Here is a 19,782-nt window from a genome sequence, read left to right as displayed (position 1 = left end):
CGCCGACGAAGATCTAACCCCTCCCCATGAAGGGCATCTTCGTGGCCGCGATGGTCAGGAAAGGCACGTTCGCCTCCAGTGGCAGACCAGCCATGTACACGACGGCCTCAGCGACGTGCCCGGGGTCGAAGGTCGCCTCCGGCAGCAGACTGCCATCCGCCTGCCGAGCGCCTTCGGCTATATCGGCGGTCATCTCCGTGGCGGCATTGCCGATGTCGATCTGCCCGCAGGCGATGTCGTGGGCCCGCCCGTCCAGGGCCAGGGACCTGGTGAGGCCGGTGATCGCGTGCTTCGTTGCCGTGTAGGCCGCGCTTCCGGGACGCGGACTGTGCGCCGAGATCGAGCCATTGTTGATGATCCGCCCGCCACGCGGCTCCTGATTCTTCATGATGCGCATCGCCTGCTGGGCGCACAGGAAGGAGCCGGTCAGGTTCGTGTCCACGGTCCGCTGCCATTCGCGGAGGTCGACCTCGTCGGTCTCGCCGGTCGGGCCGAAGGTGCCGGCGTTGTTGACCAGCAGGTCCACTCTTCCCCACGCACCGACGGCTTGTTCGAACAACGCGGCGACCGATTCCGCCTCGGCGACGTCGGTGGGCACGGTCAGGGCCGAATCGGACTCCGCCGCGGTCTCGCGCAATGTCTCGGCCCGACGGCCTGCCAACGCGACCCGGTAGCCGTCCTCGAGCAACGCGCGTGCGATGTGCCGGCCGACACCGGAACCGGCACCGGTCACCACCGCGACTCGACCTGCTGTCCGCATGACACTCCTCGCTCGTCGACTCCGTCCGGCGCATCATCGCAGTCGCACGCCCACCGGCCCAGCACCTCGTTTCCGCCGGAGGGCCTCACCACTGTCGGGTGACGCGGGCGATTAACCTGATCGTTTCTTACTGTGAGCAAGGGATTGCGCGGCGTGAGCCGATCGATATGCTCGCCACATGCTCCGCTCGGTCAGCCGCAGCCACGTCGACTCCAGTCGTGTCATCGCCCCCGAATCGGCGCACACTTCGTCCGTCGGGGCTGGGCCGGTTCACCGGGCTGATTCACCGAGCGCGTGGGCGAGCGGATCGGCGACCCCGCCTCAAGCCGATCAGGTGTCGACGTTCAGCCCGGCGAGGACAGCGCTGCATGACTGAAGTGGACGGCGCCGAATCGAGCCTTCCATCCGCTTCGGGCGCGTGGCGCACGGGATCCCCGGCAGGACGACGGCAGTGGTTTCCGCTGGAAACACCGCTGGTGTTGGAAGCAGGCGGAAAGCTGCCCCAGGCACGGCTCGCGTACGAATGCTGGGGCAGACTCGACGACGATGCGTCGAACGCCGTTCTGGTACTGCACGCACTGACCGATGACACGCACGTGGCAGGCCCTGCGGAACCGGGACACCCGACCGCGGGCTGGTGGGACGCTCTCGTCGGGTCAGGACGAGCGTTGGACACCGACCGCTGGTTCGTTGTGGTGCCGAACGCGCTGGGCGGCTGCCAGGGCAGCAGCGGCCCAGCCGAGGATCGCGGAGACGGCACACCGTGGGGCGGTGATTTTCCGACGATCACGGTGCGCGACCTGGTCCGGGCGGAAACCGAACTGACTGATTCTCTCGGCATCTCCCGCTGGGCCGCGGTGATCGGTGGCTCCCTGGGCGGGATGCGCGCCCTGGAATGGGCGGTCGACCAGCCGGAACGGGTGGAGACGGCGTTGATCCTCTGCTGCGGATCCACCGCGTCGGCCGAGCAGATCGCGTGGTCGGCCACCCAACTGCACGCAATCCGGTCCGACCCGAACTGGCGGGGCGGGCATTATCACGATCTGCCCGCCGGGCGAGGGCCACACCTCGGCCTCGGGCTCGCTCGACGGATCGCGCACCTGACCCAGCGCAGTCCGGAAGAGCTGCAGGAGCGATTCGCCGCGGAACACCAGCCCGACGAACATCCGTGGCACGGCGGCCGCTACGCGGTCGAAGCGCATGTGGACCACCATGCGCACGAGCTGGTTCGCCGGTTCGACGCGGCCAGCTACGTGCTGCTCACCGAGGCGATGTCCGCCCACGACGTCGGCCGCGAACGGGGCGGCGGCACCGCTGCTCTACGGCGGATCACTGCTCACACGATCGTAGCCGGGGTGGACAGCGACCGGCTGTCCCCATTGCCGGAGCAGCAGGTGCTGGCGGCCAACATCACCGGTTGCACTCTCCGCACGATCACCTCGCCACACGGACACGATGGTTTCCTCTTCGAAACCGAACAAGTGGCCGACCTGATCGACGAGCTGCTCGGCGACTGACCGATAAACGGCACCACGCGGGAACCGGTGCGCGGCGGCGAATCCGGGTACTCGAAGGTTCGAGAGGAGTGCCGTGCGACGCAGTCGAGCAAAGCGAAACCCTGAGCTGATCACCGACGCCCACCCCTCGCTCGCCGACGAGCAGAGGGCACGCAAGCGCGTGTACTTGGTGCTGATGGTGGTGCACTTGGTGGGGTTCCTGCTGGCCGGGTTGCTGGCCGAATACTGGGTACTGGCCGTGGCCATCATCGCGGTGACCGGCCCCGTCCCGTGGCTGGCGGTGATCCTGGCGAACAGTCCGCGTTTCGGACCACCCGACCGCGAACGCGCTCCCGGGATCGCGCGCGAGATCGAGCCGCCTGCCGAGTGAGTGCGGGTCGCACTCAACAGGGTGAAGGTCAAGTGCTGGTTGTTGTTGACTTCACCTACGCCAGAACTAATGTGATGGCAGGCGTTTCCATTTCGACACAAGTTCACCTGCTCGACAACTCACTCGTCTCCAGTCTCCGGCGATCAACCCCGCGCGCTGACCGCCGACCACAGACCACCGGGACAAACGTCCCCGCCCGAGGGGAGCGCGACGTGGCAAAGCAAACGACTGTGAGCGTCCTCCACTGCGGTTCCATGCACGCGGACCTGACCTGGCTGCTGCTCGCTCCCGGCAGGGCGATGCGGCGAAGGCAGGACAAAGACCTTCCGGCGCCGTGGACCGAAGTTCCTTCGCATTGCGTGCTGGTGGACACTCCCGAAGGCAAACTGCTGTGGGACACGAGTTGTCCGCGCGACTGGGAAAAGCGTTGGTCCCCCACCGGCCTCCAGGACTTCTTCCCGTACGACACCGTCAGCGAGGAAGAATACCTCGATTCCCGGCTGAACCAGCTGGGGTTGCAACCGGGCGACATCGATTACGTCGTGCTCTCCCACCTGCACTTCGATCATGCGGGCAACGCCGATCTGTTCGCCAACAGCACCGCGAAACTCGTGTGCAGCGACAAGGAGAAGGATTTCGCCTTCGGCTTCGACGGACCGTTCAAAGGAGCGCACCTGAAAGCCGACTACGAGAAGCTCGACTTCGAGACCGTCTCCGGCGACACCGAGTTCCTACCGGGAGTCACCTTGCTGCAGACTCCCGGCCACACCCCCGGCTGCATGTCCATGCAGGTCGACCTGCCCAACGACGGAACCATGATCTTCACTTCCGACGCGGTGTACATGGGCGAGAGTTTCGGCCCGCCCGCGACTCCGGCCGCGATCGTGAACAACCTCGAGCAGTTCTACTCCTCGGTGGAGAAACTGCGCGGGATCGCCGAGCGAACCGACGCCACCATGGTTTTCGGACACGATCCCGAACAGATCCACCGGCTGCGCAAAGCTCCCGAAGGGCACTACTCCTGACCGGTTCGCAATCGGCGACTTCCCGACCCGACCGACGAAAGTGGTCCCGCACATGTCCGACGGAACCGCAGAAACGATCTTCACCTGGGGTGCGCCCCCGCTGAAGTTCGGAGCAGGCGCGGCTGACGAGATCGGCTTCGACCTCTCCCAGTACGACGTCCGCAGAGTCCTGGTCATCACCGACGGCGGAGTCGCGGCAACCGGCGCGCCGCAGCGCATCGCCGAATCCCTCCAGCGCTACAGCATCAGCGCCGAAGTCTTCGACGACGTCCACGTGGAACCGACCGACGACAGCTTCGCCAAAGCGGCCGGACACGCGGCTTCACAGGGCCCGTGGGACGGCTTCGTAGCCGTCGGTGGCGGCTCGGCCATCGACACGGCCAAGGCCGTCAACCTGCTCACCACCCACCCCGGCGAGCTCATGGACTACGTGAACAAGCCGGTGGGCTCGGCCAAACCGCCGGACGGGCCGCTGAAGCCGCTCGTGGCAGTACCGACGACAGCGGGCACCGGCTCGGAAAGCACGGCCATGTGCATCCTGGACGTGCTGTCGATGAAGGTGAAGACCGGGATCAGCCACTGGCGACTGCGCCCGACGCTGGCGGTCATCGACCCGCTTCTGACCATGAGCGTGCCCCCGGAAGTCACCGCCGCGACGGGAATGGACGTCGTCTGCCACGCTTTGGAGTCCTACACCGCACGCGGATACCAAACCTTCGGCGCGAAAAAACCCGAAGAGCGCGTCACTTACTGCGGAGCCAACCCGGTATCCGACATGTGGTGCGAGAAGGCCCTGACGCTGCTGGCGAATTCCTTCCGAGACGCCGTGCACAAGGGTGGTAGCGACGTCGAGGCACGTTCGGACATGATGATGGCGGCGACGTTCGCGGGCATGGGATTCGGCAACGCCGGGGTCCACATCCCGCACGCCAACGCCTACCCCATCGCCGGCATGGTCACCGACTACGTGCCGGACGGGTATCCACCGGACGTACCGATGGTGCCGCACGGACAGTCGGTTTCGTTGACGGCACCGGCAGCCTTCCGCTTCACGTTCGAGTCGAACCCCGAACGCCATCTCCGCGCCGCCGGACTGCTCGCCGGAGACCGCCCGCTCGCGGACGAACCTGCCGAGCGACTGCCGCAGGTCCTCATCGATCTGATGCGCGACATCGGGATCCCCAACGGGATCGGGGCGGTGGGCTTCACCGAAGGCGACGTGCCCACGCTCGTGCCCGGCACCATGAAACAGCAACGACTGCTGGCCACCTGCCCGCGCGAGGTCGGCGAGCAGGAGATCACCGACATTCTCACGCGTTCGATCCGGAACTGGTGAACCATGCCGATCTACGAGTACCGCTGCGACTGCGGGGCAAGGTTCGAACGGTTGGTCCGCCGCAGCGACAGTCCGACCCCCTCCTGTCCGGGTTGCGGCGACCAAGTGGCCAAGGTGCCGTCGACCTTCGCTTTCGGTGGACGGGCCGACCCCGGTCTGTCCCGAGAGCAGATGCCACAGACGTGGCGGGGCACCTACAACGGCTCGCGGGAATACCTCGATCGACTGCACCGCGATTGGGAGCGGCGCGAGAAGCTGGAAGACCGCCATCCCGAGTTGGCCGGGGACACGCGACCGGTACTCGCCCACGAAGGGCGTTTCCACGGCAATCCGCTGCGGGCCGGCGATCAGCTGCCCTCACCTCCCGAGCACGGGCACGGGCACGGGCACGGGCACGGGCACGGGCACGGGCACGGGCAGCAGAACACGGTGGAGAACGGATGACTACCGGGACCGAGTACGACGAGCGCCCGTGGCTTGCCCGATACGCGGGCCGGGCAACGGATTTCGAACCGGAGTTCGCCAACGCGTTGGAGATGTTCGCCGCCTCCGCCCGCACAGCACCGGACACCGAGATCATCCGATACTTCGACGGCGTCCTCACGGTCCGGGAACTCGACGAGCTCACCGACGCCTTCGCCTGCGCACTCCTCGCGCATGAGCTCGTTCCGGGCGACCGGGTCGGCCTGTACCTGCAGAACGTGCCGCAATTCGTGATCGCCATGCTCGGTACCTGGAAGGCAGGGTGCACCGCGGTGGCGATCAACCCGATGAACAAGGAACGCGAGCTCGACCTCCTGCTGCGGGATTCCGGGGCGCGGGCACTGGTGTGTCTGGAAGGGCTCTACGAGTCGGTCGCGAGCAAGGTCGTCGCCGACACGGCCGTGAAGCTCACGATCACCACGTCCGAGCTCGAATACCAGAGCCGTGACGATCCGCGGATCTTCACCGGTACGGGCCGGATCGACTGCCCGGGCACACTGGACATGAGCGAGCTGATCGAACAGTTCCGCTCGCGGCAGCCACCCGCCGTCCGATTCAGACCGGACGACACCGCCGTGCTCACCTACACCTCCGGTACGACGGGCCCGCCGAAGGGCGCGATGAACACCCACCGCAACATCGTGTTCAACGCCCAGACCTATCGGGACTGGATCGGCCTCGACTCCTCGGACGTGATCCTCGGAGTCGCCCCGCTGTTCCACATCACCGGCATGATCGGGCACTTGGCCGTCGCGCTGCTGCTCCCGGCACCACTGGTCCTGTTCTGCCGGTTCGAGCCTGCGGCGGCGATCGACTCGATCCGGGAACATCGGCCCAGCTACACCGTGGGGGCGATCACCGCGTTCATCGCTTTGATGAACTCACCGGAGGGGTCGAAGGAGGACCTGGCCTCGCTCAAAAAGATCTACTCGGGTGGAGCACCGATCCCACCCAGCACCGTCCGCGCATTCCAGGAGCACTTCGGACACTACATCCACAACATCTACGGGCTGACCGAAACCACCTCCCCCAGCCACGCGGTACCGCTCGGCGCCGACGCACCTGTCGACCAGGCGTCCGGGGCGCTGTCGATCGGAGTGCCGGTGTTCAGCACGATCGCCCGGGTCGTCGACGACGATGGACAGCACGTGGCGGTCGGCGAGGTGGGTGAGCTGGTCATCTCGGGGCCCGGCGTCGTACCCGGCTACTGGGGAAAGCCGGAGGAAACCGCCAACAGTTTTCCGGACGGCGCACTGCGCACCGGCGATGTGGGCTACATGGACTCCGATGGCTGGTTCTACCTCGTCGACCGCAAAAAGGACCAGATCAACGCGGGCGGCTACAAGGTCTGGCCGCGCGAGGTCGAAGACGTCCTCTATGAACACCCTGCGGTGCGGGAGGCGGCGGTGGTCGGAGTTCCCGACGAGTACCGGGGTGAAACCGTCAAGGCGTTCGTGAGCCTCCGGCCCGGTCAGCAGGTAGGCATCCAGGAGCTGATCGCCTTCTGCAAGCAGCGGATGGCCGCCTACAAGTACCCGCGTCTGCTGGAGGTCCGCGAAGAACTGCCCAAGACCGTGACCGGGAAACTGCTGCGGCGGGAGCTACGTCCCCGGAGCGGCTGAAACCTGGAGGAGCTCGGTGCTCCGGGGAGAACCCGCCCCCACGGTCTGCGCCCCGGGTGCGACCTCGCTGCGGAGTGCCCGGCTGGGTGGGACAGTGGGACTAGGTCACTGGCGGGGGTGCGGCGATGGACACCGTATTGGTGACAGGTGGTTCCGGCCACCTGGGGCGCGAAGTGGTGGCTCTGCTCAAGCCCATTCACCGGGTGCGCATCCTGTCGCGTCATCCGGGTTCCGAGCGCGGCGTGGAGTGGGTTCGGGGCGACCTGAGCACGGGTGCCGGTGTCCCGAAGGCCGTGCACGGTGTCCGGACGCTGATCCACGCTGCGACCCTCTCCCCCGCTGCCCAGCGCGGCTACCTGGCACCCACCGACCTGTGGAGCAGTCCGCCGGATGTCGACGTGGACGGGACGAGCACGTTGCTCGACGAGGCCGCTCGTGCCGGGGTCGAACACTTCGTGTACGTCTCGATCGTCGGAGTCGACCGCCCGCGGGGCCCTTACCTGCGGCTCAAGCACACCGCCGAGGAACTGGTGAGCGTCGGAGACGTGCCGTGGTCGATCGTGCGCGCCACCCAGTTCCACTGGTTGCTCGACCGGATGCTGCACCGCGCATCCCGCCTGTGGATGTTGCCGGCCCCCGCCAAGATCGTCACGCAACCGGTGGACGCGCACGATTTCGCGGAGTACCTGGTGGATCAAATGGCGGAGGGCCCCGGCGGACTGCGAGAAGACTTCGGGGGTCCGGAAGTCCTGTCCTTCCCGACGCTGGTGGATCAGTGGAAACGTGCTCGAGGCAAATCGGTCCGGACAGTTCAGGTTCCGGTACCACCGGTCCTCGTCCGAGCTGCCGAGCACTGGACGTGCCCCGGAGGCAGGCGAGGCAAGACGACCTGGTCCGAGTGGCTGCACATGCACCGGCAGGCTTGAGCGGCTGCGCCAGTGCGCCGAAGCGACCGCCGGATGAACCCGACCGATCCGAGGCCGGTCGTGCGATGAGCATTCGCCCTCTCCCGAGTCAGTACCGGTGAATGTTCCGCCACATCGAGGAGGACGACATGTCCGCATCAGCGCTCAACAGCATGTTGCTGTCCAGCACCGACCCCGATCGGCTGCGCGATTGGTACGTCCAAGCATTGCAGCCCGATGTCGATCACAAGGAGAGCGGATACCGGATGCTTCGGTTCGGCACGTTCTGGATGATGATCGACACCAGGGAGGACGTGAGTGGGCAGAACCCGGAGCCGGGCCGGGTGATCCTGAACTTCGATGTCACCGACGCTCGAGAAACCACCGGCCGCATCGATGAGCTGGGAGGCCGGTGGGTGGCCGAACTGGAGGACCGCGACGGGAGCCTGTTCGCGACCGCGGTCGATCCGGACGGCAACTACGTGCAGATCATCCAACTCAGCGAACAGCATCGGGCTGCCATGGCGGAGTGACCACGGTCCACGACTCTCCGCGAATTCGGACGCCCGTTCAGTGCCCGGTGTCGATTCCGCCGCGGGAACCGATACCGGGCACGTCCCGGGAACCCGAAACGCCCTCATCCGGCGTGTCATCCAGCGTTCGATTCAGCAGTCGTGCTCACTCCCACCACGGACGATGTTCGAATCCGTACTTGGCCGCGCGCCGCATGTCCTTGCGCAGCGCGCGCGTGTCCCGGCCGATCCCCGGCGGATACCCGTGCTTGATGATTCGATGCTCGGCCATCTCGCCCATCAGGCACAGCGAATAGAAGATCCCGACCAACAGGCCGAGTGTGAGGGCCGACAAGCGGATCGACAAGGGCCCCGGAAGCAACATCAACGCCGCAGCGAACGGGAAGAGCTGGGTCAGCGTTCGCGCGATGTGGCGCAACCACCACGTCGGGCAGGTCGCGTCGTGGAAAACCCACTCCGCACAACGCTGCGGAAGCTTGCCGCCGAACGCGTACCAGACCCATTGGGCGGGATTCGGCCGGTTCGTCGCCATGACTCAAGGCTAATGTTCGGCTGCCGGACCATCGCGGCTGGTCCGGCCGTCGCCCGGAGCACGACAACAGTTCCGCCCGATCGGACGACGATCATGTCGTATCCACGGCACCGGCTCCTAACATGACCGCTGTGGACGAGACTCATGAGATCCCGGCCGAACCACTACCGGCCGACGACACCGAACAGACCCTCCTGGACATGCACGACGCCGGCGAAGCCGAACCGCTCGAGTTCTGGTGGCGCAGCCAACACACGTAACGGCATCATCATCGACGCGTGCAACGTCACTCCTTCGAACAGTAACGATCATCGGTATCGCCCGATGTTCAGATCGGAAGGAGAAAATCGTGTTCGTCGTCGTAGTCGCATTCCTGCTCGTACTGATCCTCGGGACCGTGATGTTCACCGACGTGGTGAACGAAGGCATGAGTGGCATGAAAACCGCCGCAGCCCAGCTGCTCCGCGGAACCGGGCCGAATGCCCCCCGCTGAGTGTCCGTCCGACTCGGCCCTTGCCCCCTTCTGGGCGGGGGCCGAGCCGGTGGGTGGCGTGCCGATCCGGCCTCATCGGCAGCCGTGCCGCGATCACGAGGCCGGTTGATCGCTGCTCGTGTCACCGCCGGGCGCACCTCCGACGCAGCGGAACACCACCCGCCGTGCCACCGAAACAGCGTGATCGCCGTAGCGTTCGAAGAACCGGGCCAGCAGCACTCCGTCGACGGCGTGCTGGACGCTCTCTGAATGCGTTGCTCCCGGCATCTCCGGCGAGTACAACAGTTCGTCCTGCACGATCCGCTTGAGGCGATCCAGCTCGTCGTCCTCCTGCTCCAGGCTCCGCGCCAGTTCGACGTCGTCATCACGGAGGACACGGCACATCTGTTGCGCCAGCCGATGCGCGTGCTCACCCATCTGACGGAAGGATTCGGTCAGCGAATCCGTAGCCGCGTGGTTCGGTGACCGCCGCCGCGCGATCCCGGCGATGTGCTCAGCGAGGTCGCCCATCCTCTCCAACTCGGTGGCGATCAGCAGCGCGGCGAAGATGCGCCGCAATTCACTCGCCACCGGCGCCTGCAGAGCGAGCAACGTCGCGGCACGCTCCTGAATCTCGTCACGGAGCGAATCGAGTCGCGCGTCGCTCGAGAGCACCGATTCCGCGCGCTCGCGGTCGGCGACCGCGAGCGCCTCGGTCGCCTCGGCGATCGCCTCCGTAGCCAGCCGGCCGAGCTCACCGAGCTGCTCGTCCAGCAACCTCAGTTCGCCGTGGAAGTTTTCCCGCATATCCCCTTCCCTCGACGAGCGTCATTCGGCGAATCCGCCGGCACGCGGCGCACCGGCGGATTCCGCCCACGCCGCGTCAGTTACTCGCACGAACGATGTTCACCGGTATCCGAGGCTTCCCGACCCGGTGGGCTTCGAAACGTCTCAACCCACGGTCGCACCGAACACAACGCCGAGTAAGTAGGTCACCGCAGCGGCTCCCATTCCGATACCGAGCTGGCGCAACGCACGGGGCAGCGGTGCCGCACCGGAGAGCACCCCGACCGTCGCACCGGTGAGCATTAGAGCCACGCACACCAGCACCACCGCCACGGCCGTCGCCCAGAAAACCGGGAAGCCGAGCACGAAGGGCAACACCGGGACAGCCGCCCCCGAAGCGAAGAACGCGAAGCTCGACAGCGCGGCTCCGATCCCGGTACCGACCACTTCATGGTCGTCCTGCTTTCTCGATGCGGCGGATTCGCCCATTCTCGATCCCCGCAGAACCGAATCCGCCCGCTGCTCGGCCTCCTGTTCGGACATGCCGCGTGCCCGGTATACGAGGGCGAGTTCGTTGGCGTTGACGTCGAGATCACCAACGGCCGCGCGCGCACGCACGCCAGGTGTCGAAGCCGCCAGCAGCTCCCGCTGGGAGCGAACGGAGATGTACTCACCCGCACCCATCGACATCGCCCCCGATAGCAGCCCGGCCAGTCCCGTCAGCAGCACGGTGCTCGGGCTCGCGCCACCGCCGGTGACACCGATCACCAGGGCCAGGTTGCTGACCAGGCCGTCGTTTGCCCCGAATACCGCCGCCCGGAAAGACCCCGACACCTGGGCGCGCCCCTGCGCCGCGAGCGCGCGAACCACCTCTTCGTGGATGCGTTCGTCCGCGGCCATCGCCCGAGTGGCATCGGTGTCGACCTCGTAGGGAGACCTGCTCTCGGCGCGCTGGGCCAGAGCCAGCACGAAAACCGACCCGAAACGCCGTGCGAGGAATCCGAGCACCCGCATCCGTGGGTCTCCGCGGCTGGGCGGACCGACCGCGTCGCCGAGCAGTTCTTCCCAGTGCGCGGCGTGGCGCTCCTCCGCGGCGGCCAATCCGAGCAGGATGTCCCGCTCCTCCCCGGAACGCCGGGACGCGAGGTCCCGGTAAATCTTGGCCTCCTGCCGCTCATCGGCAAGGCGGCGACGCCATTTGCGCAGCGCGGAGCGATCCTTCGGCTGGGCATGGTCGGTCACGGCGAACCCCCTTCTCTACCGGGACGGCCCTCTCATCGTCGAGCCCGCGGCATCGGCCGAACCGTCGGACACACGGTGGCGTCCGGCGTTCGTGTTGAATACCGAGTCCGCCGGAACAGCCTCCGAGTGCGGCACCAGGGCTCTTCGCCGACCATCCGAGGGTATACGGCACACTGATCGCGATGAGTGGAACGGTTCTGGTCCTCGGTGGCCGTAGTGAGATCGGGCTCGAGGTGGCACAACGTCTGGTCGACCGTGGCGCCCGGACGGTGCTGCTGGCAGCCCGCCGAAGCCACGACCTGGACAGCGAGGAATCACGGCTGCGGGAAGCCGGCGCCACCACCGTCGCACGGGTGGAGTTCGACGCCGACGATGTCGGCAGCCATCGCGCCGTGCTCGACAACGTCGTCGAAGAACACGGGCCGCTGGACGACGTCATCGTTTCGTTCGGCATCCTCGGCGATCAGCAGCGCGCCGAACGCGAGGCCGCGCACGCCCTCGCGGTGTTGCACACCGACTACGTCGCGCATGTGAGCGTGCTGACCCACCTGGCCGAAATCCTGCGGAAACAAGGTCACGGCCGCCTCGTGGTGTTCTCCTCGGTGGCCGGAATCCGGGTGCGCCGCGCGAACTACGTCTACGGTTCGGCGAAGGCCGGGCTCGACGGATTCGCCAGCGGACTGTCGGACGCACTCGTCGGCACCGGGGTCCACCTGTTGCTGGTGCGGCCCGGCTTCGTGATCGGACGGATGACCGAGGGCATGCACCCCGCACCGTTCTCCAGCACACCGGACCAGGTGGCGGATGCCACCGTGACCGCGCTGCGGCGGAACCGCGGTGAGGTGTGGGTTCCGGGAGTGTTGCGGTACGTCTTCGCGGCGATGCGGTTCGCGCCGCGCCCGGTCTGGCGCCGACTCTGGCGCTGAACGGCGCGGCCCGCACCACGCGTCACGGAGCGTTGCCCGCTACGACACGCTGCCCCTCGTCGAACCGGCCGCACGAGTTTTTTCCGACACCTGTCTCGAGTGGTCGGCAGTTTGCTCGGAGCGAGAATCGGATTACTTGCAGGAGAAGAACCCGGTGTCCGGTATCGGCGGCGGCAGGCACCTGGTACCGCACCGAATTCGCGCTTGAACGCGGCGGCGAAGGCGAATTCGGCGAGGTAGTCACCTTTTGCAGAGTATGTGTATCCGGCGACAACGGGCTGTTCCTCACCCTACGTCCCGCCCGTCCGGCGGGAGGCGGACCAGCTCCCCGGAAACGCTGCGACGCAGGGCAGTGGACCGGACCAGGCGACACCTCCCAAGCTCACGAATGCTGCACCGAGCGGCAGCTACCGAACGAGGGTCGGCGGCAACGTGGCCATACGCTCCCGTGCCGACACGGCTCACGCCATGCTCACCACGTGGAGAATCCGGCGACCTCCCCAAAACCGGTAGGGGCCGCCTACTGAACCACAGCGAATGTGGTGTCGGACGGATGTGGCAGGCTTTCAGCATGCGCATCGCCACCTGGAACGTGAACTCCGTCGGTGCTCGGCTGCCGAGGCTGTTGAGCTGGTTGGGGTCGGCAGCTCCCGACGTGCTGTGCCTGCAGGAGCTCAAGTGCACGAGTGACGCGTTTCCGGTAACCGAGGTGGCCGAGCTGGGATACGAGGTCGCCGCGTACGGCACCGGGCGGTGGAACGGAGTGGCCATCCTGTCCAAAGTGGGCCTCGACGGGGTTCGACACGGCCTGACCGATGAGCCGGGCTACCAGGCCGACGGTGCGCTGATGCCCGCCGGTGAGCCCAGGGCGATCGCCGCGACCTGCGGAGGCGTCCGGCTGTGGTCGGTGTACGTCCCCAACGGCCGTGAAGTCGACCACGCGCACTTCACCTACAAGCTGCGGTGGTTGGAGGCGCTGCGCGCGACCGCCGAAGAGGAACTCCTCGCCGATCGCCCGTTCGCGATCCTGGGGGACTTCAACATCGCACCCACCGACCAGGATGTCTGGGACATCACCCGCTTCTCGGATTGCACGCACGTGACCGACCGAGAGCGCAAGACATTGACCGAGCTGTGCGGAAGCGGTCTCGTCGAGGTTTACCCGCGAGCGCTCAAATACGACATTCCGTTCACCTATTGGGATTACCGCGCGTTGGCCTTCCCGAAGAACAAGGGCATGCGCATCGATCTCGTTTATGGCAACGGGGCTTTCACGGAACCGGTCGGCGATGCCTACGTGGACCGCGAAGAGCGCAAGGGAAAGGGTGCTTCCGACCACGCTCCCGTGGTCGTCGATCTCGATATTTGAGCCGACCGCGTTCCGGTCACCCGGCACCTACTCTTCGCGGACCTCCGCGGCAGCAACCTCGGTGTCGATGACGACATCGAGTTCGGCAAGGCGGCGGTGCAGCCGCTCGACCTGATCCGGAGTGGCATCCGGCAGTTGGGCTGCGAGCCGCCCGTACTCGGCCAACACCTCCGGCAGGTGGGGCGCGTCGGCGGAAATCCGGGTCGGACTTTGCATGGACCTATCCTCATACCGACCATGACCTGCGTCTATTCGATCTCCGAGCGAAGGTCCCACTTCTCCCGCCGTGTTCCGATCCGCCCGGATCCGAACACCTTTCGTGCGCGTGTTCGCGTTACGTGCAAACCTGTTGCCACACAAGGCAAACCAAAGCTTCCACTTCGGATGTGTTGATCTTTCTCGGTTCCACATGGGAACGGTTTCCGTAACGAGCCGCCAACCGCCGCACCAGAAAGATCACTCGTGCGGGTGACGCCTCAAGTGAGAACGCTCGTCGATCGCGATGGGACTCGAGAAGATGTGCAGCCGTTGTCATTCTGAAGCAGCCCGGCGCCACGGCGCGGACGTTTCGCAACTCGGAGTTACTGGCTCGGCGGTATACGGCCCAGGTAAAGCCCATTCGCGTGAAAACAATTCAGATCTATCGTCCGTTCGTGCGAGCAATCGAGCGGATTCACCAAGCCCTCACAGCATCCGGCTAGTCTGATGATCTCTCCACCTGAACAACCGCGGCCACCCGAGGCACGGCACGGTCACGAGTTGCCCCATGGCCGACCCCGGCCTTGCCTCGCGAGCGAAAGGGCGCAATGACGAACACGACGCGGCAGAACCTACGACACAACGCCTGGCTGCTCTACCTGCTGGGCGGCTCGGTATTCCTGCTCGCGTACTACTGTATTCCCCAGTCCTCGGAATGGAACCCGGCCCGGGTCTTCACGTACTGCCTCATCAGCGCATCGGCGGTTCCCGCCATGCTCTACGGCATCGCGTGGCACCGGCCTACCCCTCGACTTCCGTGGCTGATGATCGCAGGCAGTCAGATCGTCTACGCGTTGGCCGACACCAGCTTCTACATCGCGCACTTCCTCTTCGGTAGCACCCGATTCCCCGCTCTCGCGGACGTGTTCTACATCGCGCACTATCCGCTGATCCTCGTCGGCGTGATCCTGCTGATCCGGCGGCGCAGTCCGCGCCGCGACCTTCCCAGCATGCTCGACGCCGCCGTGCTCGGCGTTGTCGCCGCCCTGGTCTCCTGGATCTACCTGATCCAACCTCGGGTCAACGCGGGCCTGCCGATCCCCGCGACAATGGCCTCACTCGCCTACCCCGTGCTCGACCTGATCCTGTTCACCGTCGCCATGCGTCTGGTCATCGGCTCCGGTCGCCGCCCCGCCGCGTTCTTCCTGCTCGCCCTCAACCTGGGTGCGTTCGTCGCGACCGACTCCCTCTACGCGCTGCAACAGGTCGGCGGCAGTTACGATGCCGGGAACTACCTCGACGTGATGTGGCTGTTCGGCAACATCATGCTCGGGGCCGCCGGTCTGCACCCGACGATGCGCGAGCTCGTCGAACCAACCAAGACCAAAGACCTCAGCCTGGGCCCGTTGCGGACCGCGGCACTCACCGGTGCCGCACTGATCGCGCCCACCACCCTGGTGGTGCAGCACGTTCGAGGCATGAGCGGTGACATCCCGATGATCGCCGGCGCGTGCGCTCTTCTTTTCCTGCTGACCATCAGCAGGTTGATCGTAGTGGTCACCGAACAACGTCGGCTGGCCGTGACCGATGCGCTGACCGGTTTGCACACCCGGCGCCACTTCGAGGCACATCTGCCGCAGTTCATCGCGCGAGCCAACCGGACGCACCGCACGCTGACATTGCTGATCATCGACATCGATCACTTCAAATCCATCAACGATCGCTTCGGCCACCCGGCAGGTGATCGCGTACTGATCGAGACGGCTCGGCGGTTGCGCACGATCGTGCAGGACAGCGTCAGCCTCGCCCGGTACGGCGGTGAGGAGTTCGCCCTGCTGGTGGTGGACAACGACGAACGATCCGCCCGGGACATCGCGGAGCGGGTTCGCCACGCCATCTCCGACCACCCGATCGCCGCGTCATCCGACTCCTGGGTTCCGGTTACCGTCTCCGTCGGCGCAGCCCACCACACCGACCAGACCCCGGACCAACTGGTCGCACTCGCCGACCGCGCCCTGTATTCGGCGAAAGCGCAGGGCAGGGATCGCATCGCCTACGACGAACCGTTGCCGCAGGCCGAGCACGACCGCGACCACACGACAGCCCTCACCTTCCTGAGCGGCCTCGCCGATCGCGTGGACCTTTCCCTGTCCAATCACGTGCACGGACGCGCGGTCGGAGAATGGACGCGACTGGTATGCGAGGAACTCGGCTGTGACCAGTCCACGGCGAGCAACGCGGAACTTGCCGGACGCCTGCACGACATCGGCAAGATCGTCGTCCCGGAAGCGATCCTCAACAAGCCATCCGTGCTCACCTCCGACGAGTGGGCCGTCATGCGAGAGCATCCGGACCACGGGTACAGGTTGATCAGCGCGGTTCCGAGTCTCGACGGCATCGCCGAGATCGTGCGGCAGCACCACGAGCGCTTCGACGGCAACGGATACCCACAGCAACTCGCCGGCGCCGCGATACGTTTCGAGGCGCGCGTGGTCGCAGTTTGCGACGCTTGGGGAACCATGCTCTCGGACCGCTCGTACCGCGCTCCGCTGGATATCGAACAGGCACTGGAGGAGCTGCGGGACGGGCGGGGAAACCAGTTCGATCCGATGGTGGTCGATGCGTTCTTTGCCCTGTTCAGGGCGGGCAAGATCGTTCCGCCACCTCTGCTGTCGGGCGAGCGGCGTCAGGCACCGAATCTGACCACCGTCACCACTGGCTGACCTGACAAGCCATCTCCTGGCAGGCCGCCCCTGGCAGGCCGCCCCTGGCAGGCCGCCCCTGGCAAGCCGGTTGGAGTGAACGGAAGACGCCTTCCCTCGACGAGTCGAAGCTCAGTCGATCAGACTGTTCCAGAACATCAACTCGTAGCTCTGGAACAACCCTCCGTACTCCCGGACGCGGGAATCATCGACCCGTCCCGCGTCCATCCCGGCCTGTACGGCCGCGATCGCCTGGTTCTCGATCTCGGGTGCCGGTGTCGCGAAGAAATCGAAGAACGCGCAGGACTCCTCGTCGAGGCCGTATTGTTCGCGCAGCGCCGCAGCCATGGCCGCGCAGTAGCTGCCCCAGGCGGCGAAGTTCGCGGTCACCGCGACCACGACCTCCGCGGGTTCGGCGTTCAACGCGAGCCAAGCGAGGTAGGCGGGGTACGCCTGGCACCCCGCGGTGGGTTGGTAGGCGCGCACGGCCTGCGCATCCATTCCCAGTGCCTCGGCGAGCGGGGGCAGCGCTGCCAAGGCAATGCCTTCGCCCTGCGCGAGCCCGCTGAAGTATTCCCGCGTCGGCTGGTCCGGCGCGTTGCTCGCCAGCGTCAGGAAGCTACGCCAATCGCTGGCAACGATCCGGTGTTCCTCCGCCGCGAGCGCGGCAAGCGTCGAACGGTCGACCTTTCCCGTTTGAACTCGCGGCACCAGGCGATTGTCGTTCTCGTACGGGAGGAGATCGCGTCGCACCGATTCCATGAGTTCGGGCGCTGAAGATGTCATGCGTGCACGATCCCACAGCACAACAGGACGATCGTTCAAGTTTTGCGGCGGTTCGACCGTTTCGCGCGAGCCGGTTAATTTCAGTCTCCACTGAACAAATAGCGTTCGTCAAGTTCCGAGGGAACGATCGGATTTCGGCATCGAATGCGCGTCCGGACGGCGTGCAACGCCGGTAACGACCGCGGAATCGCGTCCCGGACATACCGCCATCGATCCGAGCACGGGCTTGAAGTAGGAGCACCACGGGTACGCCACTCGTAGTTCCGACCTTCACGGACGATTCGGAGTCCCGATGACCTCGACAGCACCGACCGGGAAGGACGCCGAAACGGCGACACTTCCGAAAAGCCGCGGTCCGCTCTCCGAGGCAGTGATCAGCAAATTGCGTCACCACGAATCCGCTCGCGGGTGGATCCCTCCGAAAGCGATTCGGCCCACCGACGCGTACGGCGAGGACCTCGCGGTCGCACTGCACACCTGCTACGAACTGCACTACCGCGGTTTCGAGGGCGTCGATCCCGAATGGGAGTGGCAGCCCGACCTGATCGGGTTCCGAGGAGAGCTCGAACGGACCTTCCTCACCGCCCTTCGCACCGATGTCCGCGGCGGTGCCGAGGTCTCGCAAGCCCTCGACCCGCTGCTGGTTGAAGCCGTGCCCGGTTACGGGGTGTCCCACCACCTGCGCGACCGCGGCCCGTGGTGGCAACTGCGCGAATACCTCGTGCACCGGTCGATCTACCACCTCAAGGAGGCCGATCCGCATATCTGGGTCGTGCCCCGGCTCCGGGGCCACGCCAAAGCCGCACTCGTCTCCGTCGAGTTCGACGAGTTCGGAGCCGGCAGAGGCGAGAACGTGCACGCCCAGCTGTACGCCGACCTGCTCTCGCACGCGGGACTCGACGCCGGCTACCTCCACTACTTCGACGACGTTCCCGCTCCGCAGATCAACATCGTCAACCTGATGTCGATGCTGGGCCTGCATCGTTCACTACGCGGTGCCCTGGTCGGGCACTTCACAGCTGCCGAAGTATCCACCTCTCCCAGCGCGCAGCGAATGGTCGCGGCACTCGACAGGCTCGAGGCCGCCCCCGAATGCACAAGGTTCTTCGCCGAGCACATCGAAGCGGACGCGGTCCATGAGCAGGTGATGCGCCACGACGTGATCGGCGACTTGCTCGACCGGGAACCGGAACTCGCGGCGGACGTCGTCTTCGGGATCCAGGCCACCGAACTCCTCGAAGGCAAGCTCGCCGCACATCTGTTGGCCGCGTGGAGTCGGGACACCACCTCACTGCGGGGCTCCGGAGGGACCGACCGTTCATGAGATGGCTGTTCCGACCGCTCGGTGTCTACCGGCCGCAGGCCGACACCCGGTTCCTGGCCGAGACCGTCCACCGCCACGGAATCGAGGCCGGCTGCCGCGTGCTCGACGTCGGCACGGGGACCGGTGCGCTCGCGTTGACAGCGATCCGTGCCGGTGCCGACGACGTGCTGGCCATGGACCTGTCCAGCCGTGCGTTGTTGGCAGCGTGGTTCAACGCCGCAGTGCGCGGTGTGCCTCTGCGGGTTCGGCGGGGCGACCTGCGCTTCGACCTGGGCATCGAACGCTTCGATCTCATCCTGGCCAATCCGCCCTACGTTCCCGGCCCGGACACCGGCACCACACGACGTCACCGGACGGCGCGGAACTGGGACGCGGGCCCGGAAGGGCGGGCGTTGATCGACCCGTTGTGCGACGTGGCGCCATCTTCGCTGTCGCCAGGCGGCGCGCTGCTGTTGGTGCAATCGTCGTTGAGCGGCGTGACAGCCACGCTGGAACGACTGCGAAGCGGCCACCTGGAGGCCTCCGTCGTGGCAAGGCGGCGGGAGCCGTTCGGGCCGGTGATGCACGGTCGAGCCGCTTTGCTGGAGAAACGAGGACTGGTCGAGCCCGGCCAGCGATACGAAGAGTTGGTGGTCATCCGTGCCGACAACCCCATCTCCCGGTGACGGCGGTCGGGAACGGCCCCGCCGCGTCGTGGTCGTTCCCGGCGGCCCGGTCTTGGTGGACGGTCCGGTCGAACTCGTTCGGGAGGACGGGAGCACTGTCGTCTCCGAACGATTCCGGGTCGCGATCTGCGCTTGCCGGCGAAGCAGGCTGTTTCCCCTCTGCGATACGAGCCACCGCCGCAGGAACCGCGCCGGAGGCGACGGCGAGGATCAATGAGCACCCGATCGC

The 19,782-nt window shown here is 66.2% G+C and carries 22 protein-coding genes; 16 read left to right on the top strand and 6 right to left on the bottom strand.

All coding sequences use genetic code 11. The annotated features are described in order from the left end of the window. Nucleotides 1-13: 13 nt before the first annotated feature. Nucleotides 14-760, bottom strand: a complete 747-nt coding sequence (locus ACYVAN_RS13225) for an SDR family oxidoreductase (RefSeq protein WP_460959294.1) — start codon at nt 758-760, stop codon at nt 14-16. Between the two features lie 368 nt (nt 761-1,128). Here ACYVAN_RS13225 and metX point away from each other — a divergent pair, with 368 nt between their 5' ends. The 8 genes from metX to ACYVAN_RS13185 all read left to right on the top strand — a co-directional run bounded on the left by metX (nt 1,129) and on the right by ACYVAN_RS13185 (nt 8,551). Then, nucleotides 1,129-2,277, top strand: coding sequence for a homoserine O-acetyltransferase MetX (metX, locus tag ACYVAN_RS13220; RefSeq protein ID WP_460959292.1), 1,149 nt, complete (start codon nt 1,129-1,131; stop codon nt 2,275-2,277). A gap of 73 nt (nt 2,278-2,350) precedes the next feature. Then, nucleotides 2,351-2,647 carry a DUF3099 domain-containing protein gene (locus ACYVAN_RS13215; protein ID WP_460959290.1) on the top strand — a complete coding sequence of 99 codons (297 nt, stop codon included), beginning with the start codon at nt 2,351-2,353 and terminating at the stop codon, nt 2,645-2,647. 212 nt (nt 2,648-2,859) lie between these two features. Beyond that, entirely contained in the window at nt 2,860-3,672 is an 813-nt protein-coding gene (locus ACYVAN_RS13210) for an N-acyl homoserine lactonase family protein (protein WP_460959288.1), read from the top strand. A 52-nt stretch (nt 3,673-3,724) separates the two neighbouring features. Then, nucleotides 3,725-5,008: a hydroxyacid-oxoacid transhydrogenase gene (locus ACYVAN_RS13205; protein ID WP_460959286.1), complete on the top strand. Its 1,284-nt coding sequence runs from the start codon at nt 3,725-3,727 to the stop codon at nt 5,006-5,008. 3 nt (nt 5,009-5,011) lie between these two features. After that, nucleotides 5,012-5,452: an FmdB family zinc ribbon protein gene (locus tag ACYVAN_RS13200; protein WP_460959284.1), complete on the top strand. Its 441-nt coding sequence runs from the start codon at nt 5,012-5,014 to the stop codon at nt 5,450-5,452. Then, nucleotides 5,449-7,113, top strand: a complete 1,665-nt coding sequence (locus ACYVAN_RS13195) for an AMP-binding protein (RefSeq protein WP_460959282.1) — start codon at nt 5,449-5,451, stop codon at nt 7,111-7,113. The genes ACYVAN_RS13200 and ACYVAN_RS13195 overlap by 4 nt, the downstream gene beginning before the upstream one ends. 125 nt (nt 7,114-7,238) lie before the next feature. Beyond that, nucleotides 7,239-8,039: an SDR family oxidoreductase gene (locus ACYVAN_RS13190; RefSeq protein ID WP_460959280.1), complete on the top strand. Its 801-nt coding sequence runs from the start codon at nt 7,239-7,241 to the stop codon at nt 8,037-8,039. Nucleotides 8,040-8,167: 128 nt separating this feature from the next. Next, nucleotides 8,168-8,551 (top strand): VOC family protein, encoded by a 384-nt coding sequence (locus ACYVAN_RS13185; protein WP_460959278.1) that lies wholly within the window; start codon nt 8,168-8,170, stop codon nt 8,549-8,551. A gap of 145 nt (nt 8,552-8,696) precedes the next feature. Here ACYVAN_RS13185 and ACYVAN_RS13180 read toward each other — a convergent pair whose 3' ends face one another. Beyond that, nucleotides 8,697-9,083 (bottom strand): DUF5313 family protein, encoded by a 387-nt coding sequence (locus ACYVAN_RS13180; RefSeq protein WP_460959276.1) that lies wholly within the window; start codon nt 9,081-9,083, stop codon nt 8,697-8,699. 131 nt (nt 9,084-9,214) lie between these two features. Here ACYVAN_RS13180 and ACYVAN_RS13175 point away from each other — a divergent pair, with 131 nt between their 5' ends. Both ACYVAN_RS13175 and ACYVAN_RS13170 read left to right on the top strand, forming a co-directional pair. Next, nucleotides 9,215-9,343, top strand: coding sequence for a hypothetical protein (locus ACYVAN_RS13175; protein ID WP_460959274.1), 129 nt, complete (start codon nt 9,215-9,217; stop codon nt 9,341-9,343). An 89-nt stretch (nt 9,344-9,432) separates the two neighbouring features. Then, nucleotides 9,433-9,576, top strand: a complete 144-nt coding sequence (locus tag ACYVAN_RS13170; RefSeq protein ID WP_460959272.1) for a hypothetical protein — start codon at nt 9,433-9,435, stop codon at nt 9,574-9,576. Nucleotides 9,577-9,669: 93 nt separating this feature from the next. Here the strand turns inward: ACYVAN_RS13170 and phoU are convergent, their stop codons facing one another. Then, the gene (gene phoU / locus ACYVAN_RS13165; protein WP_460959270.1) at nt 9,670-10,362 is read right to left on the bottom strand and encodes a phosphate signaling complex protein PhoU; all 693 of its coding nucleotides are present in this window, start codon (nt 10,360-10,362) and stop codon (nt 9,670-9,672) included. A 144-nt stretch (nt 10,363-10,506) separates the two neighbouring features. Beyond that, nucleotides 10,507-11,583, bottom strand: a complete 1,077-nt coding sequence (locus ACYVAN_RS13160) for a VIT1/CCC1 transporter family protein (protein WP_460959268.1) — start codon at nt 11,581-11,583, stop codon at nt 10,507-10,509. Nucleotides 11,584-11,765: 182 nt separating this feature from the next. Here ACYVAN_RS13160 and ACYVAN_RS13155 point away from each other — a divergent pair, with 182 nt between their 5' ends. Then, nucleotides 11,766-12,509 (top strand): SDR family NAD(P)-dependent oxidoreductase, encoded by a 744-nt coding sequence (locus tag ACYVAN_RS13155; protein ID WP_460959266.1) that lies wholly within the window; start codon nt 11,766-11,768, stop codon nt 12,507-12,509. A 571-nt stretch (nt 12,510-13,080) separates the two neighbouring features. Beyond that, entirely contained in the window at nt 13,081-13,878 is a 798-nt protein-coding gene (locus tag ACYVAN_RS13150; protein WP_460959264.1) for an exodeoxyribonuclease III, read from the top strand. 27 nt (nt 13,879-13,905) lie between these two features. On the opposite strand, the gene ACYVAN_RS13145 is transcribed toward ACYVAN_RS13150, so the two are convergent. Then, nucleotides 13,906-14,094, bottom strand: a complete 189-nt coding sequence (locus ACYVAN_RS13145) for a hypothetical protein (RefSeq protein ID WP_460959263.1) — start codon at nt 14,092-14,094, stop codon at nt 13,906-13,908. 590 nt (nt 14,095-14,684) lie between these two features. Here ACYVAN_RS13145 and ACYVAN_RS13140 point away from each other — a divergent pair. Continuing rightward, nucleotides 14,685-16,799: a diguanylate cyclase gene (locus ACYVAN_RS13140; RefSeq protein WP_460959261.1), complete on the top strand. Its 2,115-nt coding sequence runs from the start codon at nt 14,685-14,687 to the stop codon at nt 16,797-16,799. A gap of 111 nt (nt 16,800-16,910) precedes the next feature. On the opposite strand, the gene ACYVAN_RS13135 is transcribed toward ACYVAN_RS13140, so the two are convergent. Beyond that, complete coding sequence (locus ACYVAN_RS13135) at nt 16,911-17,564, bottom strand: thiaminase II/PqqC family protein (RefSeq protein ID WP_460959259.1); 654 nt, start codon at nt 17,562-17,564, stop codon at nt 16,911-16,913. A gap of 292 nt (nt 17,565-17,856) precedes the next feature. On the opposite strand from ACYVAN_RS13135, the gene ACYVAN_RS13130 reads away from it, so the two are divergent. Genes ACYVAN_RS13130 through ACYVAN_RS13120 form a run of 3 tightly spaced genes read left to right on the top strand, consistent with a single transcriptional unit; the run spans nt 17,857 to nt 19,770 of the window. Next, the gene (locus tag ACYVAN_RS13130; protein WP_460959257.1) at nt 17,857-18,888 is read left to right on the top strand and encodes an iron-containing redox enzyme family protein; all 1,032 of its coding nucleotides are present in this window, start codon (nt 17,857-17,859) and stop codon (nt 18,886-18,888) included. Then, the gene (locus ACYVAN_RS13125; RefSeq protein WP_460959255.1) at nt 18,885-19,553 is read left to right on the top strand and encodes a HemK2/MTQ2 family protein methyltransferase; all 669 of its coding nucleotides are present in this window, start codon (nt 18,885-18,887) and stop codon (nt 19,551-19,553) included. The genes ACYVAN_RS13130 and ACYVAN_RS13125 overlap by 4 nt, the downstream gene beginning before the upstream one ends. Further along, nucleotides 19,528-19,770, top strand: coding sequence for a CDGSH iron-sulfur domain-containing protein (locus ACYVAN_RS13120; protein WP_460959253.1), 243 nt, complete (start codon nt 19,528-19,530; stop codon nt 19,768-19,770). The genes ACYVAN_RS13125 and ACYVAN_RS13120 overlap by 26 nt, the downstream gene beginning before the upstream one ends. Nucleotides 19,771-19,782: the final 12 nt, after the last annotated feature.

It is taken from the genome of Parasphingorhabdus pacifica, assembly GCF_054779195.1.
The sequence above is the reverse complement of the archived record's forward strand: the minus strand, read 5'-3'. Positions and strand labels throughout refer to the sequence as shown.